Source organism: Rhizobium sp. RAF36 (genome assembly GCF_052114105.1).
Taxonomy (GTDB): Bacteria; Pseudomonadota; Alphaproteobacteria; order Rhizobiales; family Rhizobiaceae; genus Rhizobium.
Map to the genome: position 1 here is coordinate 88207 of NZ_JBFREC010000008.1, position 22195 is coordinate 110401.

The following is a 22195-nucleotide window of genomic DNA, read 5'->3' on the forward strand; positions in this document are numbered from 1 at the left end:
TTACCCGTTGTCTTCGGAAAGGAAGGTTTCGGCGAGCTGCACCCAGTAACGGGCAGCAGGCGCTATGATGGCGTCATTGAAATCGTAGTGGGCGCTGTGCAGCGGTGCGCTGTCGCCGTTGCCGATGAAGAGGTAGCTTCCCGGCTTTTCCTGCAGCATGAAGGCGAAGTCCTCGCTTGCCGTTCGCGGGCGAAAATCGTCCTCGGTTACGCTGCGATCGAATGCCTTCAGTGCCACGCCTTTCGCGAATGCCGTTTCATCGGGATGGTTGACGAGCGCCGGGAAACCGCGCCGGTAATCGACTTCAGCCGTCGCGCCGAAGCTTTCCGCCTGTGCGCGAGCCAATGCCGGAATGCGGGTCTCCAGCCTTTCGCGAACGCTCTCGCTGTAGGCGCGCATGGTAAGCTTCACCTCGACGCTTTCGGGGATGACGTTGGAGGCCGATCCGCCATGGATCGAGCCTACGGTGACGACGGCCATGTCCTGCGGATCGACATTGCGCGAGACGACGCTCTGCAGTGCCGTGATGAGGGACGCGGATGCGAGCACCGGATCGACGCCGCGATGCGGCTCGGCACCGTGGCCACCCTTGCCGACGATCCTGATCACTGCCTGGTCGACCGAAGCCATGGCTGCATTCGCGACGAAGCCGAAATGCCCCGCGGGAACGCCAGGCCAATTGTGGAGCCCGAAGACCGCATCGACAGGAAAGCGATCGAACAGACCTTCGGCGATCATCTTGCGCGCCCCGGCGCCGATCTCCTCGGCCGGCTGGAAGATCAGGCGAAGCGTGCCATCGAAGCGGCCGCTCTCGGCGAGATAGCGCGCGGCGGCCAGCAGGATGGTTGTGTGCCCATCATGTCCGCAGGCATGCATGACACCGGGATTGCTGCTCGAATAGGCAAGGCCCGTCGCCTCCTCGATCGGCAGCGCATCCATATCGGCGCGAATGGCAAGCTTCCTGCCACCGCTTCCCTTCCTCAACGTCGCAACGACACCGGTCCCGGCGATGCCGTGTTCGACGTCATAGCCCCATGAGGCAAGACGCGAGGTGATGAGTTTGCTCGTGCGATGTTCACGAAAGGCCAGTTCCGGATATTGGTGAAGATCGCGGCGCAGCTCGATGAATTCGTTAAGGAATGAGGCTATCCCCAGTTCCACGCGATCATGCTTTAGAGGTGTTTGAGCTCTTGCGTTCATCAGATGTTTCCCCAGCGCTCAGGCGCTGGCGGCCTTTCGCTGGTCTGCATCGCCGTCGCCTTCGGCATAGCGGCTGGTGCGAAAAGGCAGTCCCAGATGATCGCGAAGCGTCTCGCCATTCAGCTTGGGATCGAAATAGCCGCGGCGCTGCAGGATCGGCAGCACATGATGCGCGAAGTCGTCGAAGCCCTCGGCGATCACGGGGAAGCCGAGAATGAAACCGTCGGCAGCCTCGCCGTCGATCCAGCGGATGATCTCGTCGGCGATATGATCGGCGGTTCCGATGAAGGCCGTGCGCGGCGTTGCCGCATCGAGCGCCACCTCGCGTAGTGTCAGGCCGTTCTCACGCGCCGTCTTCTTGATCCGGTCGGTGGTGGCGCGGAAATTGTTGCGGCCGATATCGCCGAGTTCCGGGAATTGTTCATCCAGCGGATAGACACTGAAATCGTGGTGATCGAAGAAGCGGCCGAGATAGCGCAGGGCCTCCTCGATGGTCACGAGACCCCGGATTGCCTGATATTTGGTTTCCGCCTCCTCCGCCGTCGCCCCAACGATCGGGCCGATTCCGGGATAGATACCGATCTCCCTGGCGCTTCGGCCCTGAGCGATCGCGCTCTGCTTGAGCTGCTTGTAGAAGGTCTTCGCATCCTCGATCGGGCCGCCATTGGTGAAGACAGCATCGGCGTGCTTTCCGGCAAGCTTTATGCCGGAATCCGAGGCCCCTGCCTGAAAGACGACCGGCTGCCCCTGCTTCGAGCGGCGGATATTGAGCGGCCCTTCGATGCGGAAGAACCGCCCCTTGTGATCGAGCCGGTGCATCTTTTCGAAATCGGCATATTGCCCGCTGTCCCGGTCGCGGATGAAAGCATCGTCATCCCAGGAATCCCACAGCCCCTTGGTCGCGTCGATATATTCCTCGGCGATCTCGTATCTCAGCTCATGCTCGGGATGCTCGCGCCCGTAATTGCGCCCGGATCCTTCCAGCGGCGAGGTTACGGCATTCCAGCCCGCGCGACCGCCGCTGATCAGATCGAGCGACGCGAACTGGCGGGCGATGGTGAAGGGGTCGCTATAGGAGGTCGAGACCGTACCGACCAGACCGATCTTCGACGTCGATGCGGCCAGCGCCGACAGGATGGTCAGAGGCTCGAAACGGTTCAGAAAATGCGGAATCGACTGCTCGTTGATATAGAGCCCGTCGGCAACGAAGGCGAACGCGATGCCCACGTTTTCGGCCTTGCGCGCCGTATCGATGAAGAACTGAAGATTGGTCGATGCATCGGCCGGGCCGCTTGGATGCTTCCAGGCGTTCATATGGCCGCCCGGGCCCTGCAGCATGATACCGAAAGTGACGTTTTTCTGAGCCATGATGGTTCTCCGGAGCGCAGTTAGGCAGCGAGTGAAAGGCGTTCTTTGGCGAGGAGCTCGATCGACGCCAGACGTTCGCTCGGCGTCAGAGCCGGCGTGTCGAGCACGAATTCCTGGACGCCATATTGGGAGTGGAGGCCGTCGAGCGCGTCGCGCACCTGGCGTGCCGTTCCATGCAGGACACTTGGGATCTTCTCCTCGGTCCTGAATTCGGCGACGCCTGCCTGTCTGGCATATTCGGCGGCCTGCTCTTCATTGCCGACATTCACGGTCTGGCCGTTCGGCAGGAACAGTTTGACGATCCGCAGATCGCCGACCCGCTGACGGGCCTGTTCGGCATTCTCGGCGGCAAAGGCGGCGAGCGCGAGGATTGGAACATCCCCTCCGGTTGCATGGGCGTAAGCGTCAAAGGTACGCTTGAGATTGTCGGGATCGCCGTTCAGATGCCCGGCAAAGACCAGCCGCCAGCCCTTTTCGGCGGCGAGAAGCGCGCTTTCGACACTGGCGCCCAGCAGAAAGCGTTCGGGCTTGACCGGCGGGATCGGCGTTGCAGCGGCACGATCCTCACGCGTTTCAAAAGCGAGGTAAGCGTTCAGGTCCGAGAGCTGGTCGGCAAAGCTCGGCTTCAGCGCCGGATCGATCGCGACCTGCAGCGCGCGCGTCGAGTACGGAAAGCCGCCCGGCGCCTTTCCAACGCCGAGATCGACACGCCCCGGCGCAAGAGACGAGAGAACGTTGAAGGTCTCGGCAACCTTGTAGGCGCTATAGTGCTGCAGCATCACGCCACCGGAGCCGATGCGGATCGAGCGCGTCCTTGCCAGAAGATGGGCGATCAGGATCTCCGGCGCCGAGCTTGCAAGGTTGCTCATGCTATGGTGCTCTGCCACCCAGAAACGGTGATAGCCGAGCTCTTCAGCGGCGGTCGCAAGCTTGACGGCCGCCACGAGCGCTTCGGCGGCATTGGCGCCCTCTTCGATCGGGGCCTTGTCGAGCAGGCTGAGAAGATATGTCATCACGACGCCTCATTGATTTCTATATTGTCTATAAAATCAGTAGATAATTGCCATCGTAAGGAACCGCTTTCTCTTTGGAGTTGAAAGAAGGGAAAAATCGACCGTGCCGCTCGCGCATGACGGCGTTAGCGTCGGCCTGCGCGAAACACCGTCTTCATCATGGAAAGGATTGTCATGCCCGAAGCACTGGAAAACGTAAGGATCACCCTGGCGTCACGGCCGAAAGGGTCGCCGGTGCCGGAGAATTTCCAGATCGAGCGGCAGCCGGTCCCCGCGGCGGCGGAAGGTGAAGTGCTGCTGCAGATCCTGTTCCTGTCGCTCGATCCCTATATGCGCGGACGCATGGATGACGCCAAATCCTATGCCGCGCCCGTCGGCATCGGGCAGGTCATGGAGGGCGGTACCGTTGCCCGCGTCATCCGCAGCCGAAACAGCGATTTCGCGCCCGGTGATCTCGTCCTGTCGCATTCGGGCTGGCAGACCTATGCGACGTCAAACGGTGAGGGGCTGCGCAAGCTCGATCCGCAGCAGGCGCCGCTGACAACCGCGCTCGGTGTTCTCGGCATGCCCGGGTTCACAGCCTATGCCGGCCTGCGCAACATCGGCAAGCCACAGCACGGCGAGACCGTCGTCGTCGCGGCCGCCAGCGGCGCTGTCGGTGCGGTGGTTGGCCAGATCGCCAGGATACGCGGAGCCCGGGTCGTCGGGATTGCCGGTGGGGCCGAGAAATGTGCCTATGTCAGCGGCGAGCTCGGCTTCGACGTCGCCATCGATCACCGCGCGAAGGACTTTACCGCTCAGCTCGCCTTGGCCTGCCCTGATGGAATCGACGTCTATTTCGAGAATGTCGGCGGCCATGTCTGGGAAGCGGTCTTCCCGCTTCTGAACGACTTCGCACGCGTGCCCGTCTGCGGGCTGATTGCGCATTACAACAATGAGGCGGCGGAGGGATTCGACCGCCTTCCCGGCTTCATGCGCGCCGTTTTGCGCAAGAGCCTGACCGTGCGCGGCTTTATTCAGCGCGAGTTCGCCGCGCAGCGGCCGGATTTTCTTGAAGAGGCATCCGGATGGCTGGCGGATGGCCGCCTGAAATTCCGTGAAGATATCGTCGATGGTCTGGACAATGCGCCCGAGGCTTTCATCGGCCTGCTACAAGGCAAGAATTTCGGGAAACTGATCGTGCGTGTGAGCGAATAATTGGCCGGCGAAAGCGTCGGGCTACTGTCCATGGCCGATAAAACCTGTGAGACCGTCCACGCGCTGCCAAAAATCCAGCAATCGCGTCAATTTTAGCTATTCCTGAAACGAGATTTGATCGTTCATCCGCCTACTTTAGGTTTTGCTAACCCCGTGGCGATGACATGCTCGAATTGCAAAACAAGGTTCTGGAACGCATTGCCAAGGGCGAGCCGCTTGCGGCAACGTTGGAGGCGCTTTGCCTGCTGGTTGAGATCAGGCTTCCGGGGGTCAAATGCTCTGTTCTTCGGGTTGAAAACGGCAGACTCCATCCGCTCGCAGCCCCGTCCCTGCCCCATTCCTATAGCCAGGCTCTCGACAATCTGGAGGTCGGACCGGCTGCCGGGTCGTGCGGCACGGCCGCCTTCTACGGTGTCCCTGTTATCGTCACAGATATCGCAACCGATGGCCGATGGGCGGCCTATCGCGATCTGGCTCTGCCGCTCGGTCTTCTCGCCTGCTGGTCCACCCCGGTGATCAGCGCAGGCCGGGTCATCGCAACCTTTGCGCTTTATTTTCAGGAGTGCCGGCGTCCTGACGATCGGGACAAGGAAATCATCGAAACCTGCACGCATCTCTGCGCCATCGCCATCGAGCGCGATGAACGGGTCCGCGAACGCGAACGTCTGACCTACACGGACGCGCTGACCGGCGAAGCCAACCGCGCACGGTTCAACGAAGTGCTGGAAGAACTGCAGAATGCCAATCGCGCGTTCGGGCTGCTGCTTGCTGATATCGACAATCTCAAACTGGTCAATGATACCTTCGGGCATGGTGCAGGCGATGCGCTGATCCGGACGATCGCCAGGCGCATCGCATCGGTCGTTCCGCCGGAGCGGACTTTCAGGCTGGGTGGTGATGAGTTCGCGGTGATCCTCGATGGCGGCGGCATGGAGGAGCTGGCAGCCTGCGGCGATGCGATCCTTCGCGCCGTCAAGCGGCCCGCCCAGTGCGACAAGCATGTGGTCTTCCCATCGATGACGGCGGGCGGCGCCGTTGCCGGAGACGGTGATCCCCGCCAGAATGCCGATGTCGCGCTTTATCACGGCAAGTCCCGGCACCGCGGCCAGTTCACCGCCTATTATCCCGGCATGGGCACCGCGCTGACGCGGCGTTTCCGGGCCATTCGCGATGTCGGCATCGCGCTGGCGGAGCGGCGTATCGAAGCGCACTACCAGCCGATCGTCCGGCTGGACACGGGCGAGGTCGTCGGCTTTGAAGCGCTGTGCCGTATGCGCACGTCGGCCGGCGAGACGGTCGCTGCGGCCCATTTCCATGAGGCGATGCTCGACGGCGAAATCGCCCTGCAACTGACCGAACGTATGCTCGACATGGTGACATCGGACATGCGCCGGTGGCTTGATCTCGGCCTCCCCCTTCAGCACGTCGGCATCAACCTGTCGGCTGCCGATTTTCATACCGGCAATATCCGAGCGAAACTGGACGAACATCTCATCGGCAAAGGCGTGCCGCTGGACCATGTGATCCTGGAGGTGACGGAATCCGTCTATCTCGGCCCGCGCGATCATACGGTCGGCGACGAGATCCGGGCGCTTCGCGAGCAGGGCTTGCGCGTCGCGCTCGACGACTTCGGCACCGGCTATGCGTCGCTCACCCATCTGCTGACCGTTCCGGTCGATATCATCAAGATCGACAAGTCCTTCGTCGATCGTCTGATCAGCGAAGAACCGGGTGCCGCCATCGTTGAAGGATTGATCGGCATTGCTCACAGACTTGGCATCAAGGTCGTTGCCGAGGGTATCGAGACCGAAGAGCAGGCATCGCATCTTCTCGCCATGGGATGCATTCTCGGCCAGGGTTTCGTCTATTCCCGTGCTGTCGGGTTTGATGCCGCCACCGAACTCCTGAGAACCAGGGGTCAAAAGCCCGACGACGCCGGTGAGAACAACCGGCCTCCACTGCGCCACGACCGCCTTAGCCGGGCACTTTGAAGCAGGGGGCGCCTTCGTCACGTTACAACCTTGAAATCGCTCTAGCTCGCGACACCTAACCCGTGAAAGCGAGCCCATGACGCAGATATCTCATTCGACACTCACCCCGGCGCAGGCGACCACGGCGTTGCTGAACTTTGCCGATACGCTCCTCAGCCTGCTTGCCGGCCTCCGGGACGAAGACCGCGCCCAGATGGGTGCGCTCATCACTGATGTATCGCAGACGCTGCGGCGCCTGGCCGACGATATCGCCGGCGGCGACCCCGATATCGCGTTCGAAGTCATGAGATCGGCGGCGCGTTTGATCAGCGTCCTCCGGCTTGCAGTCAACCGGCGGCCTGCCGGATCCCGCCTGCACTGACCCGATCATCCGCATTCCCGTATATAATTGCCGGCAGACAGGAGTCGGCGATGGTTGAGACAGCGAGAAAATGACACGCTATCCGATGTTCAGCCCGCAATTGCTGATCAGCTTTGTCGCGGTTTGCGAGACCAGCAGTTTCACCCGCGCCGCCGATCGCGTCTCGCTGTCGCAATCGACCATCAGCCAGCAGATCCGGCGGCTGGAGGAGCTGCTGGGAAAAGCGCTGCTCGAGCGGACCTCGCATGAGGTGCGGCTGACCGAAGAAGGCATCAAGCTGCTGAGCTATGCGCGCCGCATCATCGCGCTCAACGAAGAGGCGCATGACGCGTTGACGGGGCCATGGAGAGATGGCGTCTTGCGGCTCGGCATGCCGGAGGATCTGACCGTACCGACCATCGACCTTCTCGCCGAATTCAAGCGCGAGCATCCGCATCTGCGGCTGGATGTCTCAAGCGGCCTCAGCCGCGAACTTCACCGGGCCTATCTGCTGGAGGAATTGGATCTGGTGCTCGTCAAGCAGGTGCGCGTGCATCTGCCCCGGGCCGCGCGTGCCGAGCCGCTGCTCTGGTTCGACAGCGAAAAGTATCCGGCGATCGAACAATCCCCGGTGCCGATCGCTGTCTTTCCGGTGAATGGCCTTTACCGCGAAGAACTGTGCGAGACGCTTGAAGGCCTCGGCCTCAGGTGGCGCGTCGGCTATAGCAGCGGCGGCCTCGCGGCGCTTGCGGCAGCCTCTGCCGCTGGCCTTGGCGTCAGTCTCCTGCCGGCAACCTGCCGGCTTCAGGGGCATCGCGTGCTGGGTACCACCGAGGGTCTGCCGCCGATCGAGAATTTCGAGCTCGCGCTGTTTTACCGCGACACCGCCTCGCCGCTCGCCCTCGATCTCGCCGAGCGTCTCATTTCCTTTTGCGGCCTGAAGCGCGGCTGATCATTCACAAATCGAATAGTCACCATTGTCATATGTCGCTGCCATCGCGCCGCGTCATTTCCTAAAGTGCCTCATCCATTTCATGCACGACGATGAGGAGACGATCATGCACAATGCCGTATCGCAAAGCCGCCGGGCCTTCCTGAGCCGCACCGGACAGGTAACGACAGCAGCAGCGCTTGCAGGCCTGACAGGCGGCATTGGCCGCGAGGCCGCTGCTGCCGATTGCGCCAGCGAAGCCGATGTCACAGCCATCACCGAGAACCACTACCTGCTGACGGATGTTCGCCTCGAAGACGGTTTCGAACGCGACGGCGATATCGTCACCGGAACCCGCACATCTCTGAATACGCTTGAAATCAAGGACGGCAAGATTGCCGCCCTGCATGCAGCCGGTCCTACGCTTCCCGCTGGCGTCCCTGTCTATCAGGCCAATGGCCAGCTTGCGCTGCCGAAGATGCGCGACATGCATATCCATCTCGACAAGACCTTCTACGGCGGTCCGTGGAAGGCGCCTCTACCTCGGCAGGGCAAGACGATCATGGACATGATCGCGCTCGAAGAAAAGCTGCTGCCGCAATTGCTGCCGACATCCGAGCAGCGTGCCGAGGGTCTGATTGCACTGATCCAATCCAAGGGTAGCACGGTCGCCCGCAGCCACTGCAATATCGATCCGGTCAGCGGCCTGAAGAGCCTGGAACACCTGAAGCTCGCGCTGGAAAAGCACAAGGACAGCTTCGATTGCGAGATCGTTGCCTTCCCCCAGCATGGCCTGCTGCACTCGAAGGTCGATGGCCTCATGCGCGAGGCGATGCAGATGGGCGCCGCCTATGTCGGCGGTCTCGACCCGACGAATGTCGACAGCGCCATGGAAAAGTCGCTCGATGCGATGTTCCAGATTGCGATCGACAGCGGCAAGGGCGTCGATATCCACCTGCACGAAACGAGCCCGGCCGGTGTCGCCGCGATCAACTACATGATCGACACAGTCGAGAAGAACCCCGCTCTGAAGGACAAGGTGACCATCAGCCATGCCTTCGCGCTGACGACGCTTTCCCCGGAAGCGCTTGACGAAACTGCTGCGCGGCTGGCCGCAAACGGCATGACCATCGCCTCCACAGTGCCGATCGGCGGATTGATGATGCCCTTGCCGCAGCTCAGCAAGGCCGGCGTCTTCGTCATGACCGGAACCGACAGCGTCATCGACCACTGGTCGCCATTCGGCAGTGGCGACATGCTGGAAAAGGCCTATCTCTACGCCCAGCTGTATCGCGGTTCCGACGAGTATCACCTGTCGCGGTCGCTTGCCATTTCGACCGGCGGCATCCTGCCGCTCGATGCCGATGGAAAGCGCGCCTGGCCGAAGGCCGGCGACGAAGCGGGCTTTACGCTTGCCAGCGCCAGCTGCTCCGCAGAGGCCGTCGCCCGCGTGTCACCGCGCAGCGCAACGTTCCACAAAGGACGCCTCGTTTACGGCGGCGTCGCCAAGGCGTCATCCTGATAATCGATGCATGACGCGCTGCCCGCAGATAGCCGCAGCGCGTCATGGCTTGCTCCAGCAAGTTTAGTTCCGGCCGCCGTTCTTGTGGCCGGAGTGCCGCTTCGTATTGAGCAGTGCCGAGGCGCTGCGCCGCAGCAGCGATTTCGGCCTCTTCTTCCGCGGGATCAGATCGATATCACTGACAAGCTTGGCGCCGCCGTCGCGGCGTTCCAGGGTGATCTTGCGGCTGTGAAATGCTTCCAGCTCGACCCGGTGCGCGACGCTGACGATGGTGACCTTCGGCAATTCGCGGATCACCGTTTCCATCATCTGCTCCTGGCTTTTCTCGTCCAGAGCCGACGTCGCCTCGTCCAGCACGATGATATCGGGATTGTGCAGCAGCAGGCGCGCGAAGGCCAGCCTCTGCTTCTCGCCACCCGACAAGGTCTGGTCCCAGGGCGCATCTTCCTCGATCTTCTCGCCGAGATAGCCGAGCCCGACCGCCTCCAGTGCCGCCAATACTTCCTCCACCGTCCAGTCATCGGCGGCACGGGGATAGGCCGTTGCCCGGCGCAGCGTCCCGGAGGGGATGTAGGGCCGCTGCGGCAACATGAACAACCGGCTGCCGGCGCGAAAATTGACGCTGCCGCGCCCCCACGGCCAGAGGCCCGCAATCGCCCTGACGAGCGTGCTCTTGCCCGAGCCGGATTCCCCGGCAATCAGAACGCGCTCGCCGGGTTCGATATCGACCTGGGTTTCCTTAACGACGGACGTCCCGTCATCGAGCGACACCGAAAGCTCGTTCAGGCTCAGAATAGCATCCCCTTCCGTCTCCCCGCGCTGGATGCGGCCGATCGAATCGTTGTTCTCGGCGCGCTCGAGCCCGTCGAGCGACATCATCAGCGAGGCGATACGCCGGGCGCTGGCATTCCAGTCCGCCAGCCGCGGATAGTTGTCGACCAGCCAGCCGAATGCCGCCTGCACGATGGTGAAGGCCGAGGCCGCCTGCATCACCTCGCCAAGCGTCATGCTGCCGTCGAGAAATTTCGGAGCGCAGAGCAGGATAGGAACGACGGGTGCGATGAGGCTCGATCCCTGCGATACCAGTGTCGTGCGCATATGCTGGCCCGCAAGCAGCGCCCACTGCTTCAACACCTTTCCAAAGGTGCGGTCGACGTCGTTACGCTCCTCTTCTTCGCCGCCGAGCAAAGCGATGCTTTCCCCGTTTTCCCGCACATGCGTCAGCAGATAGCGAAACTCGGCTTCGGCCTGGTTCTTGACCTCGGAGACGGCGACGAAACTGCGGCCGATAATGACGATCGACGTGGAGGTGATGCCGGCATAGAGCACGGCAGCAATGACCAGAAAGCCCGGGATGGTGACCGTCGAGCCTGCAACCGGAAGCGTCAGCGCACCGCCGATGGTCCACAGCACCACGATGAAGGTCGAGGCGGACAGAAATGCCACGAGCACGCCGGCAACGAAATCGACCGGCGATTCCGTCGCGATCCGCAGATCCTCGGAAATGCGGGCTTCCGGATTTGCGTGATCGCCGCCGATCAGGTTCAGTTGGTAATAACGGCCATTCGCCAGCCAGCGCTGGATGACAGCCGATGTCAGCCAGGAGCGCCAACGCCGTTGCATCATCATGCGAACGGAGACCTGCGCCGTGACGAGTGTGACACTTGCAAGTACCAGCGGCAGGAACACAGCGCTCAGATAATAGATGGTCCCCGCATCGCGCTTCTCGATCGCGTCGAAAATATGCCGGTTCCAGAGGTTGATCCCGTACTGGAGGCCGACATTGAGGATGATCATCGCCAAGAGGCCGATAGAACACGGCCATGACGACCGGTCGCCGTGACGGCCCCAATAGCCGCGGGCGCTGATCCAGAACCGCCGCAGCAGATAGCGCTTACGCGCATGCTCGGCTTCTTCGGGCGTCAGTCCCGGATCGGGTTCAACGGCATCCGGCGGCGGTGGAGCCTCGACAACCCGCCCCACGCCCTGAGGCGATTTCGCGGCGCCATCCGGTTTGGCACCGTCGACCGATTTCGGTTTCAGTTCTGCTTCGGTCATGAGCCGACAACGGCGCAAAAATCAAAAGGTTTCACGCCGGCGGGACAATTTGGGCCGCGCCCGCAAGACCTGCTCTAGAACAGCGGTGCGTGCCGGTTGACGTCCTTGTAGAGCAGGTAGCGGAAGCGACCGGGGCCGCCCGCATAGCAGGCCTGCGGACAAAATGCGCGCAGCCACATGAAATCGCCGGCCTCGACTTCCACCCAATCCTGATTGAGGCGGTAGACGGCCCGGCCTTCGAGAACATAGAGACCATGCTCCATGACATGGGTTTCCATGAAGGGGATCACGGCGCCCGGTTCGAAGGTGACGATGGTCACATGCATGTCGTAGCGGATGTCGGCGGGATCGATGAAGCGCGTCGTCGCCCATTTGCCGTCCGTGCCGGGCATCGCGCCCGGTTCGTGCTGGTCCTCATGGGTGAAGATGGCAGGCGGCGCCTCCAGTCCCTCGACAGGCTGGAATGCCTTTCTGATCCAGTGGAAAGTCGCAAGCTCCGCGCCGTCATTTTGCAGCGTCCATGCACTGCCGGCAGGCAGATAGGCGAAGGATCCGGCGCGAAGCTGATGGACGCGTCCTTCGTGTCCGATCGCCAATGTCCCCGACACGACGAAGATTGCCGTCTCGGCCCGTGGCTCCCCTTCCGGCTTGGTGCTGCCGCCGCCGGGCGCCACTTCCATGATATATTGCGAGAAGGTCTCGGAGAAACCGGTCATCGGCCGCGCGATGATCCAGGCACGGGTCTTTGACCAGTGTGGCAGGTAGCTGGTGACGATATCCGTCATCACGCCCCGCGGGATGACCGCATATGCCGTGGTAAAAACCGCCTTGCCGGAGAGGAGATCGGTCTGCGGCGGAAGGCCACCGGGAGGGGAGTAATACGAGCGGTTTGCCATGGTCATTCTCTCAGCGTTTTCGACGGTTCGGACGGTAGTCTTCGGCGCGCGGTGGCTCAAGGCCGGTTTTGCTATCAGGCAGATTTTATCGGGTGCATCAGGAGATGCGGCCCCTCCTAGAAATTCGCAACCAGTCTCGCCTGTGCCCTACTGGATTGCAGGCCCTTGCCGAACTCGCCGGAATAGCTGAGCGTCAGCCAAGTGGATTTGGTGAGTGCTGCGGAGAGGCCAAGCCTCACCAGCAGGGAATCCTGAGGCATCTCGACACCTTCGATGACGAACGGCGAGCCGCCGGCAAAGGTCAGGCTCGAATAGGGCGTCAGGTCGCCGGCGAGATGCCGCCAGCCGAACATGCCGGAGACCGTCACCGGAAGATCGCTCTGCGGCCAGTCGGCCGACCAGCGCAGGCCGATCGTCGAGGCGACGATCGCGTCGTTGCCGTCCGTAGCCGACAAGGCCGCCGCACCGCCGCTCTCGCGGAATCCATCGCTATCCAGATTGACGTACGCAAGGTTGGCGAAGGGCTGCAGCTTGATGGCATCCAGCTCATGCGTCCAGGAGATGCCGGCGAAGACCTGGCTCGTGGCGCTGCCATAGTCGGCGGTCAGCTGATTAGCAAAGGTGCCGAAGGCGATGTCGCGCTGGGTCGATACGTCGTTGTGAGAATAGATAGCCCCACCGACGAGGTCGAGGGGTCCGAAATCGCCCGCGGCATAAAGACCGCCGTGATAGGAATCCGTATCCGCCTGATCGAGGGCGTCGTGGCTGTAACCGGCCATCCCGCCGAGACGCCAGTGGTCCGAAACCGGCACGTCGCCGCCTGCGATGATGCCTGATGTCGTGGTGTCGAGACCGGCGGCATTGCCATCGCCCTGCCAGCTGTTTGAAGACAGAAAGCCCGCGCTCCAGAATGTCGCCTGGTCATGCTGCTGATCGGCGCGCGATGCCACTTCCTCGATAATTGCATCGCGGGCAAACCGGCTTTCCCACAGCAAAGCGCTTTTGAGCGAGGCGTGAACCTCGCCGCTTAGCTGTGAGAAGGCGCTGTTGGCGGTGCTTATATCCAGCGGCAGAACGGCGTCATAGACACCATTTCCCGAACCCAGGGCTTCGACAGCAGCCGCTGTGGAACGGCCGTTCGCCGTCTCCGCGACATCGGCGAACTGCACGCTGTTGCGATCGAGCTGCATGTCGATGGCGGTCGTGCCGTAGGTCAACGTCGGCGACAGGAAGGCGAAGTTGCTCGTGACGTCATCGAAGGCGCCGGTGATGTTGCCGGCGCTGAGGATCGTGTAATTGGTCGCCAGCCCGTAATTGCCGCTCGCCGCCCTTATATCCAGCGTGCCGCCCTGGATAGTAACAGCGCCTGTCGCGTCCACCTTGTCGGCAGCACCACTGGCCTCGATATCCACCTGATAGGTCGAGCCCGCGCGAAACGTCAGCCCCCCCGTTACCGCAAGCGTTGCAATCCCCGGGCCAGGCGAAAGGATGCCACCCGAATTCACCGTCAGGCCACCGACAATGCCGCTGCCGGACAGAAGGCCGCCGCCGAAAATATCGACCGCGCCGGATATCGTTCCGTCATTGACCAGCGAGCCGCCGGACACCGTTGCCGGCCCGCTGATCATCCCGGTGTTGGCAAACGTGCCTCCGCTGTTGACGAGTGACGCGATGGTACCGTCGTTCGAGGCGTTGCCGGCGTTCGTGACGGTGCCTGCGACCGCGCCGCTATTGTTGGTGAAACTGCCTGCCGCCCCAACGGCGACGTCATCGAGCATTGCGTTGTTGACGACGCTGCCGCCGTTGACGGTCGTCGCCCCCGTGACTGCGCCACCGCCGTTGTTCGTGAACATGCCGCCGTCGTTCTGAAGCGAAGCGACCGTGCCTGCATTGGTCACAGTGCCTGAATTCTTGATCGCACCGGCAGTTGCACCGCGGTTGTTGACGAAGGCGGCGACCGCAGCGACATCCGCATCGGTGATGACAAAATTGTTGGTGACAGTCCCGCCTGTAACAGTCGTCTTACCGGTCACCGTCCCGCCGGCATTGTTGGTGAAAGTGCCGCCGGTGTTGGTCAGGGCATCGATCGTGCCGGCATTCGATGTGTTGCCGGCATTGGTGACGGCGCCGGCCGCCGCGCCGCTGGCATTTGTGAATGTGCCATCTGCACCGACATTGACGTTGTGAAGGGTGGCATTGTTTGTCACCGTGCCACCCGAGACGTTGGTGCCGCCGGTAACGACGCCGCCGAAATTGTTGGTGAACGACCCGGCGTCGTTCTGAACGGAGCCGATCGTTCCGGCATTGGTGAGCGTGCCGGAATTCCGGATCGCACCGGCCGTGGCTCCATTGTTGTTGACGAAGGCCGCAACGGCGGCAACGTCCGCGTCTGTGATGACGAAATTGTTGGTGAGCGTGCCGCCGGAAACCGTAGTTTTCCCGGTCACCGTGCCGCCAGTGTTGTTGGTGAAATTGCCCGCCGTATTCGTCAGAGTGCCGATCGTCCCGGCATTGGAAGCCGTCCCGGCATTGGTGACCGTCTGGGTGGTGGCGCCATTGTTGTTGACGAACGTCCCGCCCGCGGAAACATCGACGGCATCCATCCCGCCATTGTTGGTCAATGCGGTCGCCGTTCCGACCACGGCGCTGTCGAGCGTGCCGTTGACCGTCACATTGCCATTGTTGAGCATCAGGCGGCCGTTGAGGTCGCCATCGACCGAAAGCGCGCTGCCGTCCAGGCTGACATTCGAGTTCAGCACCCCGCCCGCATTGATGCTGACGCTACCCGAGCTGATCGTGGTGCCGTTCGTCGTATTCAGCACGCCCGTATTGGTAATGGTGACGTTGCCGCCGCCGACATCAAGCGTTCCAACAGAAACGCCATTGGTGACCTGCGGAGATCCGGTGTTGACGACAGCGGTGTCGGCTGCTCCGGGCGCGGCAGGCGTCCAGTTCGAACCATTACTGAATTCGTTATCCGAGCTGCCCGACCACGCCGATTGGGCAAAGCCGTGCACAGGCAACGCCACGGAAGCCAGCGCCGTGAACAGGCCTAGACGGCGGGAGAATGCCGGAAGCAGTGGTTTCATCAGGTCGGCCGACGCTAGCGAGCACCCGCCATTCGCCGGCGGGACGGTTAACAATTCCTATCCGAGCCTGGTTAATGAAGTCTTACATCGTCGGGTTGAAAGCCCTTTCCCGAATCCTGATCGACCGGACGGGAAACGCTGAAACCGGCTCGTTAGTGGACGGCCGGCTCCGAGTCCTCAAGGAAGGACGCGATCCCATCGCGGGCGATGGTCGCCAGGAATTCGTCGAACGCATCGCGGTCGGTCTCGAACGGTTCGTCCCAGCGGATCAGGTCTTCCGACTGGGTCACGACTTCCATCGTCCAGTCTTCCTGGCTGCCCTGGGTCCGGAAGATGTCTACAAGCACGGTGACACCATCTTCGGTGAATTCACCTGACAACTCCGAATGTTCAAGCTTCGGTTCCTTGGCCTTTTTCGCCACTTTAATCTCCTGCGCCATCCGGCGCATGTTCGGGACACTTTCAAACGTAGCTAGGTGTCGTGCTGGCCGGTGTCAACCGGCGCTTCCCTCAACAGCGGCCAGTTGACCGCTTGCCGGAAAGGCATCAAGGCTGGCAGCCATGACGACGAACCTTATGAGCGGACCGGAGAACAGCCAGCTGGATATTCCCCAGAGTCACGAACCGCTGATGATCTTCACGGATGGCTCCTTCGAGCCCGGTTCTGCCCACGCGGGATGGGCCTTCGTCGTCTATGCGGATGAGGTCGAGGTGCTTGCAAGCGCCGGGCGCTTCCCGGCTGCTCCAGGGAATAATGCAGTCGAACTGACCGCAATCCTGAACGCCGCTCGATGGCTCAACGCCCATGCCGCTAACCGGCAGGCCGTCATCCTGACCGACTCCCGCTATGTGCTGGAGGGTTGCAATCGATGGCGCTTCATCTGGAGAAGCAACGGCTGGAAGAAGATCGAGCCTGACAGCCGCCGCAGAAAGCGGGCGATTGCCGATCGCGCGCTATGGCAATCCCTTGATACCGAGCTTCAGCAGCACGACCAGATCACCGTCAACTGGTGCAAGGCGCATTCCGGTATCGCCGGCAATGTTCGCGCCGACGCGCTGGCGACACAAGCGCGTCTGGCGAAGACGGGTGAAGATATCAGCGCTTCAATATGAAGACCGCCTTGCCGCCTTGAGACGCCTCGATGCCCTCTTTGGTTCGCTTCAGCATCAGGCATTTTTCCGCCGCCTGCGGCTCGGTCCTGATGCATATCCCATCCGCCACGGCTTTCCAGGTCGGGTGAATGCTGACCATGCTGTCGCTGATCGTTCCGCCGCCATCCGGTTTAAAAACCAGGATGTTCGATACCCGGCGCTTGACGACATACATTTCCCAGGGATTGCCGTCGGCAACCACGCGCGCCAGAGACTCGGCAGCATAAGCGCCGGGTGCCGAAAGCATGGTAATTGCGACGGCAGCAGCGGCGAACAACCCGCCGGAGGATTTCTTGGACATCAGTGACTTTCTGAGCGTTGATGGGGCCTGGCGCCGATTGCACGCAATCTTCACCGCAACGAGGCGCAAGGATGAGTCGAGCGCGCCTGTCTCCGGTCTTGCCATTCAACATGGCATTTTTGAGTCTGCCGCGACCTGTTTCAGATGCCTGCTCACCACCTGTCGGCGGTCAGCCATCTGAGATGCGGATCACTCGCGTCCAAAAGAAAAGGCCGGGCGAACAATCGCACCGACCTTCCTTTATCGCTTCAGCTTTGTGCCAGTACATCCGTGGTCACTGTCTGAGCGATGTCATGGGGTTAGTCTATTCCGCCTGCATGGATTTGCAAGCACGGTTTGATACCAAATTCGGTTAGGATCGCGGCCCGCGCTGCTTCAGGCAAGCTTCTGGCGTCCATAGAGCAGCAGCATGCAGACGATGACCGCGCCGTAAATCAGCTGCCGTCCGGCTTCCTCGATCTGCATGACGGAGAGGATCGATTGCAACAGGGTAATCAGGATCACGCCTGCAACCGTCCCGAGATAGGAGCCCTTGCCGCCCAGCACATGGGTTCCGCCAAGAACGACAGCGGCGATCGACGGAAGCAGATAGGCATCTCCCATCGATTGCGAGGCCTTCGATGCATATCCGGCAAGCAGCACGCCGCCGAGCGCGCTCAGTGCGCCCGATATGACAAAGGCGAGGAGCGTGATCCGGCGGGTATCGATGCCGGACATGTAGGCGGCCCGTTCACGGTTGCCTATGGCGTAGAGCGAGCGGCCGAACGTCGTCCGCGTCAAGAGGAAGACGGTGAGAATGCCAGTGACGAGCCAGACGAGGACGCCGTTCGGAATGGCCGGAATGAGGTAGCCGGTTGCAAGAAAGCGCATCGCCGGAGAGGCCGCGTCCTGCGGCGCGAAACCGCCGGTATAGACGACCATCAGACCCTGGACGACGGCATTGGTCGCGAGCGTGATGATCATCGATGGAATACGCAGATAGGCAACAGCTGCACCGTTGAAGGCGCCGATCGCCGCGCCATAGAGTATCCCGAACGGGATCGCAACGATCGAGCCCGCCGTACCATAGGCCGTTGCCGCACAGGCCATCATCGCGCCCGCCGTCACCACCCATGGCACGGAGAGGTCGATCTGGCCGAGCAGGATCACCATCATCATTCCCGTCGCGATCACCCCAAGAAACGAGGCGACCTTCAGCTGCTGCAACAGGTAGTCGGGAGACAGGAAATTCGACGAGTAGATCGAGCCGCCGAGCAGCAGCAGAATGATACAGCCGAAGGCGATGGCGACGGCCGGATCGACGCTGCGAAGACGGACCGGAATGATCGACTGGCGCATGTAGGATGCATCCTCACTCATTGGAACCACTCCAGCCGGTTGCGAACACGCGCGAGCCCGATGCAGCCGATGCTGATCGCCGCCATCAGCACGATCCCCTGGAAAAGGGGCTGCCAAAGCGGATCGAGGTCGAAGACGAACAGCAGGTCGCCGATCGTGCGGAAAGCCAGGGCACCGAACACCGCGCCGATGGCGCTGCCCTTGCCGCCGGCCAGCGACACGCCGCCAAGCACCACGGCGGCAATCGAATAGAGCGTATAGGCGTTGCCGCTCGCAAACGCCGCCTCGCCGGTATAGGAGAAAAAGGTCAGGTATAGGCCGCCGATCGCCGACAACAGGCCGGCCAGAGCATAGGCTGCCAATTTGGCCCGCTTGATCGGCATGCCCGACATATAGGCGGCGTTTTCGGACGAACCCGCGGCGTAGGCCGCGCGGCCAAGCACCGACCGGCTGAACGGTACCCAGATGATCAGGATCGTCAATGCCAGGACAATCAGGCTGGTTGGGAAGATGCCGAACAGCTTGGAGGTGAAGGCATCGGCCAGATCCTCGTTCACCGATCCTCCCGGCGTCGGCCGCAGCAGCAAGGCGAGGCCGAAGAAGATGGCACTCGTCGCGATCGTCGTGACGATCGGCTGCAGCCTGCCGAAAATGATGATCAGGCCATTGAGCAGGCCGCAGGCAAGGCCGGTCAGCAGCACCGCGACAATGCCAAGACCTGTTTGCAGCGGTGTGCCGACGACCAGCCACGACGCAAGGCAATTGCAAAGGATCAGGATCATGCCGGCCGAGAGATCGATGCCCGCGGTGATGACCACGAAGCACTGCGCCATGGCGACAAAAGCAAGCAGCGTTGCCTTGTTCGACGCCGTCTGAACGACATTCGGCGTGAAGCCCGCGGGATGGTTGCTGACATAGATCACGAACATGACGAGGAACAGCGCCGCGGCCAGCAACGTGCCCTTGTGCTGAACATACCAGAACCGCCAGTCGCTTGGAGACTTCGCGCTCATTGCCCGATCCTTTGTTCGACAGCCTGCGGATTGATGTTGAGTGCACTGGCGATCAGTTCGTGCTCGTTGATTTCTTCACCTTCGAGCGAGCGGATGACGCTGCCGTCATACATGACCAGAACACGGTCACAGCAGCCGATCAGCTCATCGTAGTCGGTCGAGTAGAAGATGATCGCCGCGCCATCATCGGCAAGCTTGCGCAGCAGCGCATAGATTTCCTGCTTGGTGCCGACGTCGATGCCGCGCGTCGGATCGTTGAGCAGGATAATCTTCGGGCGGTTCATCAGCCATTTGGCGATGACAACCTTCTGCTGGTTGCCGCCGGACAGTGCCCCCACCGGCATGTCGATCGTTGCGGCCTTGATTGCAAGGAGCTTCAGGAGTTCGTCGATCCTCGCCTGCTCGGCACTGCGATCAATGACGCCATGCCTGGAGACGCTGCCGAGTGCGGCAATCGACAGGTTTTCGCGCACGGTCATCGGCAGCATCAGTCCTTCCGTCTTGCGATCCTCAGGGATCAGCGCAATCGACGTGCCGCCCGACTTTGCCTGTTTCGGGCTCCTCAATGCCACCGGCTGACCGGCAACCTCGATACTGCCTTTGGTGTCGCGAAGCACGCCGAACAGCGCCAGCAGCAGCTCGCGCTGCCCCTGCCCGTCCAACCCGCCGAAGCCGATGATCTCGCCGGGGCGAATGTCGAAGCTGATATTTGACAACCTGTCTCCCCAGGAAAGCCCGCGGCAGGAGAGCACCGGGGCGCGATCGGCCGGTCTTGCGGGCTTCGGTGGAAAGACATTGGTGTATTCGCGGCCGATCATCAGTTCGACCACCTGCTGATCGGTCTTGGTGCCGGCCGGATAGGATTCGATGCTGCGGCCATTGCGAAACACCGTGCAATCGTCGGCGAGCGCTGCGATCTCGTGCATGCGATGGGAGATGTAAACGAGTGCCATGCCTTCCGACCGCAACCGCTTCAACACGCCGAAAACCTTCTCGACATCCGATTGGGTCAGGGCCGACGTCGCTTCGTCCAGGATCATCAGCCTGGGCTTGCGGGCCAGCGCCTTGGCAATCTCGACCATCTGGCGGCGCGACAGCGGCAGGTCCTTGACCAGCGACGAGGGATGAATGTCGGATGCACCGGCGCGTGCCAACGCTTCTTCGGCGATCGCCCTTTGCCGGCGCCGGTCAATCAGGCCGAAGCGCAAGGGAGGGTTACTGATGACAATGTTGTCGGCAACCGAAAGGTCCGGGATCAGCGATAGCTCTTGAAAGACGCAGACGATACCGGCAGCCGTTGCTGCAGCCGGACTGGCGAAGGAGACCTCGCCGCCATCGAGCAGCATACGCCCCTCGTCGGGGGCGACGGCACCTGCCATGATCTTGATAAGCGTCGATTTTCCGGCCCCGTTTTCGCCAAGGACGGCATGGATGCCGCCGGGCCGGATGGCGATGCTCGCATCCTTCAGCGCGATCACACCGCCATATCGCTTCGATATGCCGTCCATCCGGAAAAACGGTTCAGGCAAATTCATGCGTCCACCTCCCGCGGTCGCAGCAACAGCAAGGCTGCGGGCGCGAACGCCCGCAGTCAATATGGCAAATTGGACCGCTTACTGGTTTTCCTTGCTCTGCCCCATGATTTCCTGGGCGGTGAAATTGATGCCGCAGGTGGGGAAGGCATTACCGACGAAGAAATTGTCGGATTCCTTCGGATAGTAATCCTGGCCTTCCTTGAAATCAGGATCGGACACGAGCGCCGTCGGCAGCTTGATCGCCTGCGGGATCACCTGCCCCTCAAGAGCTGCAATCGCCGTCTTGATGGCGACGGCGACCTGGGCCGGACCGGTGCCGGCCGACGTGCATTTCAGGCCATCGCCTGCATGGGCAGCGCAGAGCTTGCGGAAGCCGTTTTCGGTTTCGCCACCAAACGGCACGAAGGGATGCTTGGCATCGATCATCGCCTGGACGACGCCGGTATCACCGCCCTGGGCGGTAATCCCGTCGAACGGGCCGTTGGTGGCAATTGCGTCGGCCGTGGCCTTCTGCGCGACGCCGTCGTCCCATTTGCCGACGACTTCGGTCACGTCAAACTTCTTGCCGGATGCGGCGAGCGTTTCCTTGATGCCATCGTGGCGGTCGGTATCGACGGATGTGCCGGCTACGCCGCGAACTTCGAGAACCTTGCCGCCCTGAGGCATATGCTTGACCAGCCAATCGCCCCAGATGACCCCGAGACCTTTCTGGTCGACGTTGACGTTGATCGCGTCCTTGCTGTCGAGCGTGTTGTCGAAGGCAACCAAGACGACACCGGCCTCCTTGGCGCGCTTGATGACCGGGCCAAAGGCTGTCGGGTTCTGCGCATCGACGACGACGGCGTCATATCCGGCGTCAATGAAGTTGTTGATCGCCGAGATCTGTGCCGGCACGTCCTCGCCGGTGGAGACGACCTTGAACTCCTTGAGCTTTGCCTTGACGTCAGGCTGTGCGGCATAGGCCTTCGCCGTCTGCACCATCTGAATGCGCCAGGTATTGGCGATATAGCCGTTCGCCAGCGCGATGCGGTACGGGCCTTCTTTCTTGGGGAACTGCAGGAATTGCGTATCGGACGCCCATGGCGTCATGCATTGCGGATCGGCGGCCGGGCCGGAGACGACTTTCGGCTCCGCATAGGCAGCACTGCACAAAAGAGCCAGCATGGGCGCGGCAAGGCCAGCGAGCCGGATGGACTTCGCTTTCAACGACTTGGGCATGAATGTCCTCCTCCACGAGGCGGATCGAAGCCG

18 protein-coding genes are annotated in these 22195 nt (G+C 61.8%); 6 read left to right on the top strand and 12 right to left on the bottom strand.

Annotation, left to right across the window (positions count from 1 at the left end):
* From AB4Z25_RS23745 to AB4Z25_RS23755, 3 genes are read right to left on the bottom strand one after another with little or no spacing between them, the layout of a single operon-like run.
* Positions 1-1200, bottom strand: a complete 1200-nt coding sequence (locus AB4Z25_RS23745) for a M20 aminoacylase family protein (RefSeq protein ID WP_442209458.1) — start codon at positions 1198-1200, stop codon at positions 1-3.
* 18 nt (positions 1201-1218) lie between these two features.
* The gene (locus AB4Z25_RS23750) at positions 1219-2568 is read right to left on the bottom strand and encodes an LLM class flavin-dependent oxidoreductase (RefSeq protein ID WP_442209460.1); all 1350 of its coding nucleotides are present in this window, start codon (positions 2566-2568) and stop codon (positions 1219-1221) included.
* Between the two features lie 20 nt (positions 2569-2588).
* Positions 2589-3581, bottom strand: a complete 993-nt coding sequence (locus AB4Z25_RS23755) for an MsnO8 family LLM class oxidoreductase (protein ID WP_442209461.1) — start codon at positions 3579-3581, stop codon at positions 2589-2591.
* A gap of 174 nt (positions 3582-3755) precedes the next feature.
* On the opposite strand from AB4Z25_RS23755, the gene AB4Z25_RS23760 reads away from it, so the two are divergent.
* From AB4Z25_RS23760 to AB4Z25_RS23780, 5 genes are all read left to right on the top strand, one after another.
* Positions 3756-4778 carry an NADP-dependent oxidoreductase gene (locus AB4Z25_RS23760; protein ID WP_442209463.1) on the top strand — a complete coding sequence of 341 codons (1023 nt, stop codon included), beginning with the start codon at positions 3756-3758 and terminating at the stop codon, positions 4776-4778.
* Positions 4779-4942: 164 nt separating this feature from the next.
* Entirely contained in the window at positions 4943-6769 is a 1827-nt protein-coding gene (locus AB4Z25_RS23765; RefSeq protein ID WP_442209464.1) for a bifunctional diguanylate cyclase/phosphodiesterase, read from the top strand.
* 76 nt (positions 6770-6845) lie between these two features.
* Complete coding sequence (locus AB4Z25_RS23770) at positions 6846-7130, top strand: hypothetical protein (RefSeq protein ID WP_112389950.1); 285 nt, start codon at positions 6846-6848, stop codon at positions 7128-7130.
* Positions 7131-7200: 70 nt separating this feature from the next.
* Positions 7201-8061 (top strand): LysR family transcriptional regulator, encoded by an 861-nt coding sequence (locus tag AB4Z25_RS23775; protein ID WP_442209467.1) that lies wholly within the window; start codon positions 7201-7203, stop codon positions 8059-8061.
* 106 nt (positions 8062-8167) lie between these two features.
* Positions 8168-9562 (top strand): amidohydrolase family protein, encoded by a 1395-nt coding sequence (locus AB4Z25_RS23780; protein WP_442209468.1) that lies wholly within the window; start codon positions 8168-8170, stop codon positions 9560-9562.
* A 63-nt stretch (positions 9563-9625) separates the two neighbouring features.
* Here AB4Z25_RS23780 and AB4Z25_RS23785 read toward each other — a convergent pair whose 3' ends face one another.
* The 4 genes from AB4Z25_RS23785 to AB4Z25_RS23800 all read right to left on the bottom strand — a co-directional run bounded on the left by AB4Z25_RS23785 (position 9626) and on the right by AB4Z25_RS23800 (position 16027).
* A complete protein-coding gene (locus AB4Z25_RS23785; RefSeq protein WP_442209469.1) occupies positions 9626-11620 on the bottom strand; it encodes an ABC transporter ATP-binding protein/permease in 1995 nt (664 codons plus the stop codon).
* A gap of 74 nt (positions 11621-11694) precedes the next feature.
* Entirely contained in the window at positions 11695-12516 is an 822-nt protein-coding gene (locus AB4Z25_RS23790; protein WP_112389954.1) for a bifunctional allantoicase/(S)-ureidoglycine aminohydrolase, read from the bottom strand.
* A gap of 116 nt (positions 12517-12632) precedes the next feature.
* On the bottom strand, positions 12633-15605 hold the full coding sequence (locus AB4Z25_RS23795; RefSeq protein ID WP_442209471.1) for an autotransporter outer membrane beta-barrel domain-containing protein: 2973 nt from the start codon (positions 15603-15605) through the stop codon (positions 12633-12635).
* Between the two features lie 152 nt (positions 15606-15757).
* On the bottom strand, positions 15758-16027 hold the full coding sequence (locus tag AB4Z25_RS23800; RefSeq protein ID WP_442209472.1) for a hypothetical protein: 270 nt from the start codon (positions 16025-16027) through the stop codon (positions 15758-15760).
* 139 nt (positions 16028-16166) lie between these two features.
* Between AB4Z25_RS23800 and AB4Z25_RS23805 the strand changes: the two genes are divergently transcribed.
* Positions 16167-16718, top strand: a complete 552-nt coding sequence (locus tag AB4Z25_RS23805; RefSeq protein ID WP_442209474.1) for a ribonuclease H family protein — start codon at positions 16167-16169, stop codon at positions 16716-16718.
* On the opposite strand, the gene AB4Z25_RS23810 is transcribed toward AB4Z25_RS23805, so the two are convergent.
* The 5 genes from AB4Z25_RS23810 to AB4Z25_RS23830 all read right to left on the bottom strand — a co-directional run bounded on the left by AB4Z25_RS23810 (position 16702) and on the right by AB4Z25_RS23830 (position 22162).
* Positions 16702-17058, bottom strand: a complete 357-nt coding sequence (locus AB4Z25_RS23810; protein ID WP_112389957.1) for a hypothetical protein — start codon at positions 17056-17058, stop codon at positions 16702-16704. The genes AB4Z25_RS23805 and AB4Z25_RS23810 overlap by 17 nt on opposite strands.
* Positions 17059-17433: 375 nt before the next feature.
* Positions 17434-18417, bottom strand: coding sequence for an ABC transporter permease (locus AB4Z25_RS23815; RefSeq protein ID WP_442209476.1), 984 nt, complete (start codon positions 18415-18417; stop codon positions 17434-17436).
* Positions 18414-19409: an ABC transporter permease gene (locus AB4Z25_RS23820; protein WP_112389959.1), complete on the bottom strand. Its 996-nt coding sequence runs from the start codon at positions 19407-19409 to the stop codon at positions 18414-18416. The genes AB4Z25_RS23815 and AB4Z25_RS23820 overlap by 4 nt, the downstream gene beginning before the upstream one ends.
* The gene (locus AB4Z25_RS23825; protein ID WP_442209478.1) at positions 19406-20944 is read right to left on the bottom strand and encodes a sugar ABC transporter ATP-binding protein; all 1539 of its coding nucleotides are present in this window, start codon (positions 20942-20944) and stop codon (positions 19406-19408) included. The genes AB4Z25_RS23820 and AB4Z25_RS23825 overlap by 4 nt, the downstream gene beginning before the upstream one ends.
* 78 nt (positions 20945-21022) lie before the next feature.
* Positions 21023-22162, bottom strand: a complete 1140-nt coding sequence (locus tag AB4Z25_RS23830) for a sugar ABC transporter substrate-binding protein (RefSeq protein ID WP_112389961.1) — start codon at positions 22160-22162, stop codon at positions 21023-21025.
* Positions 22163-22195: the final 33 nt, after the last annotated feature.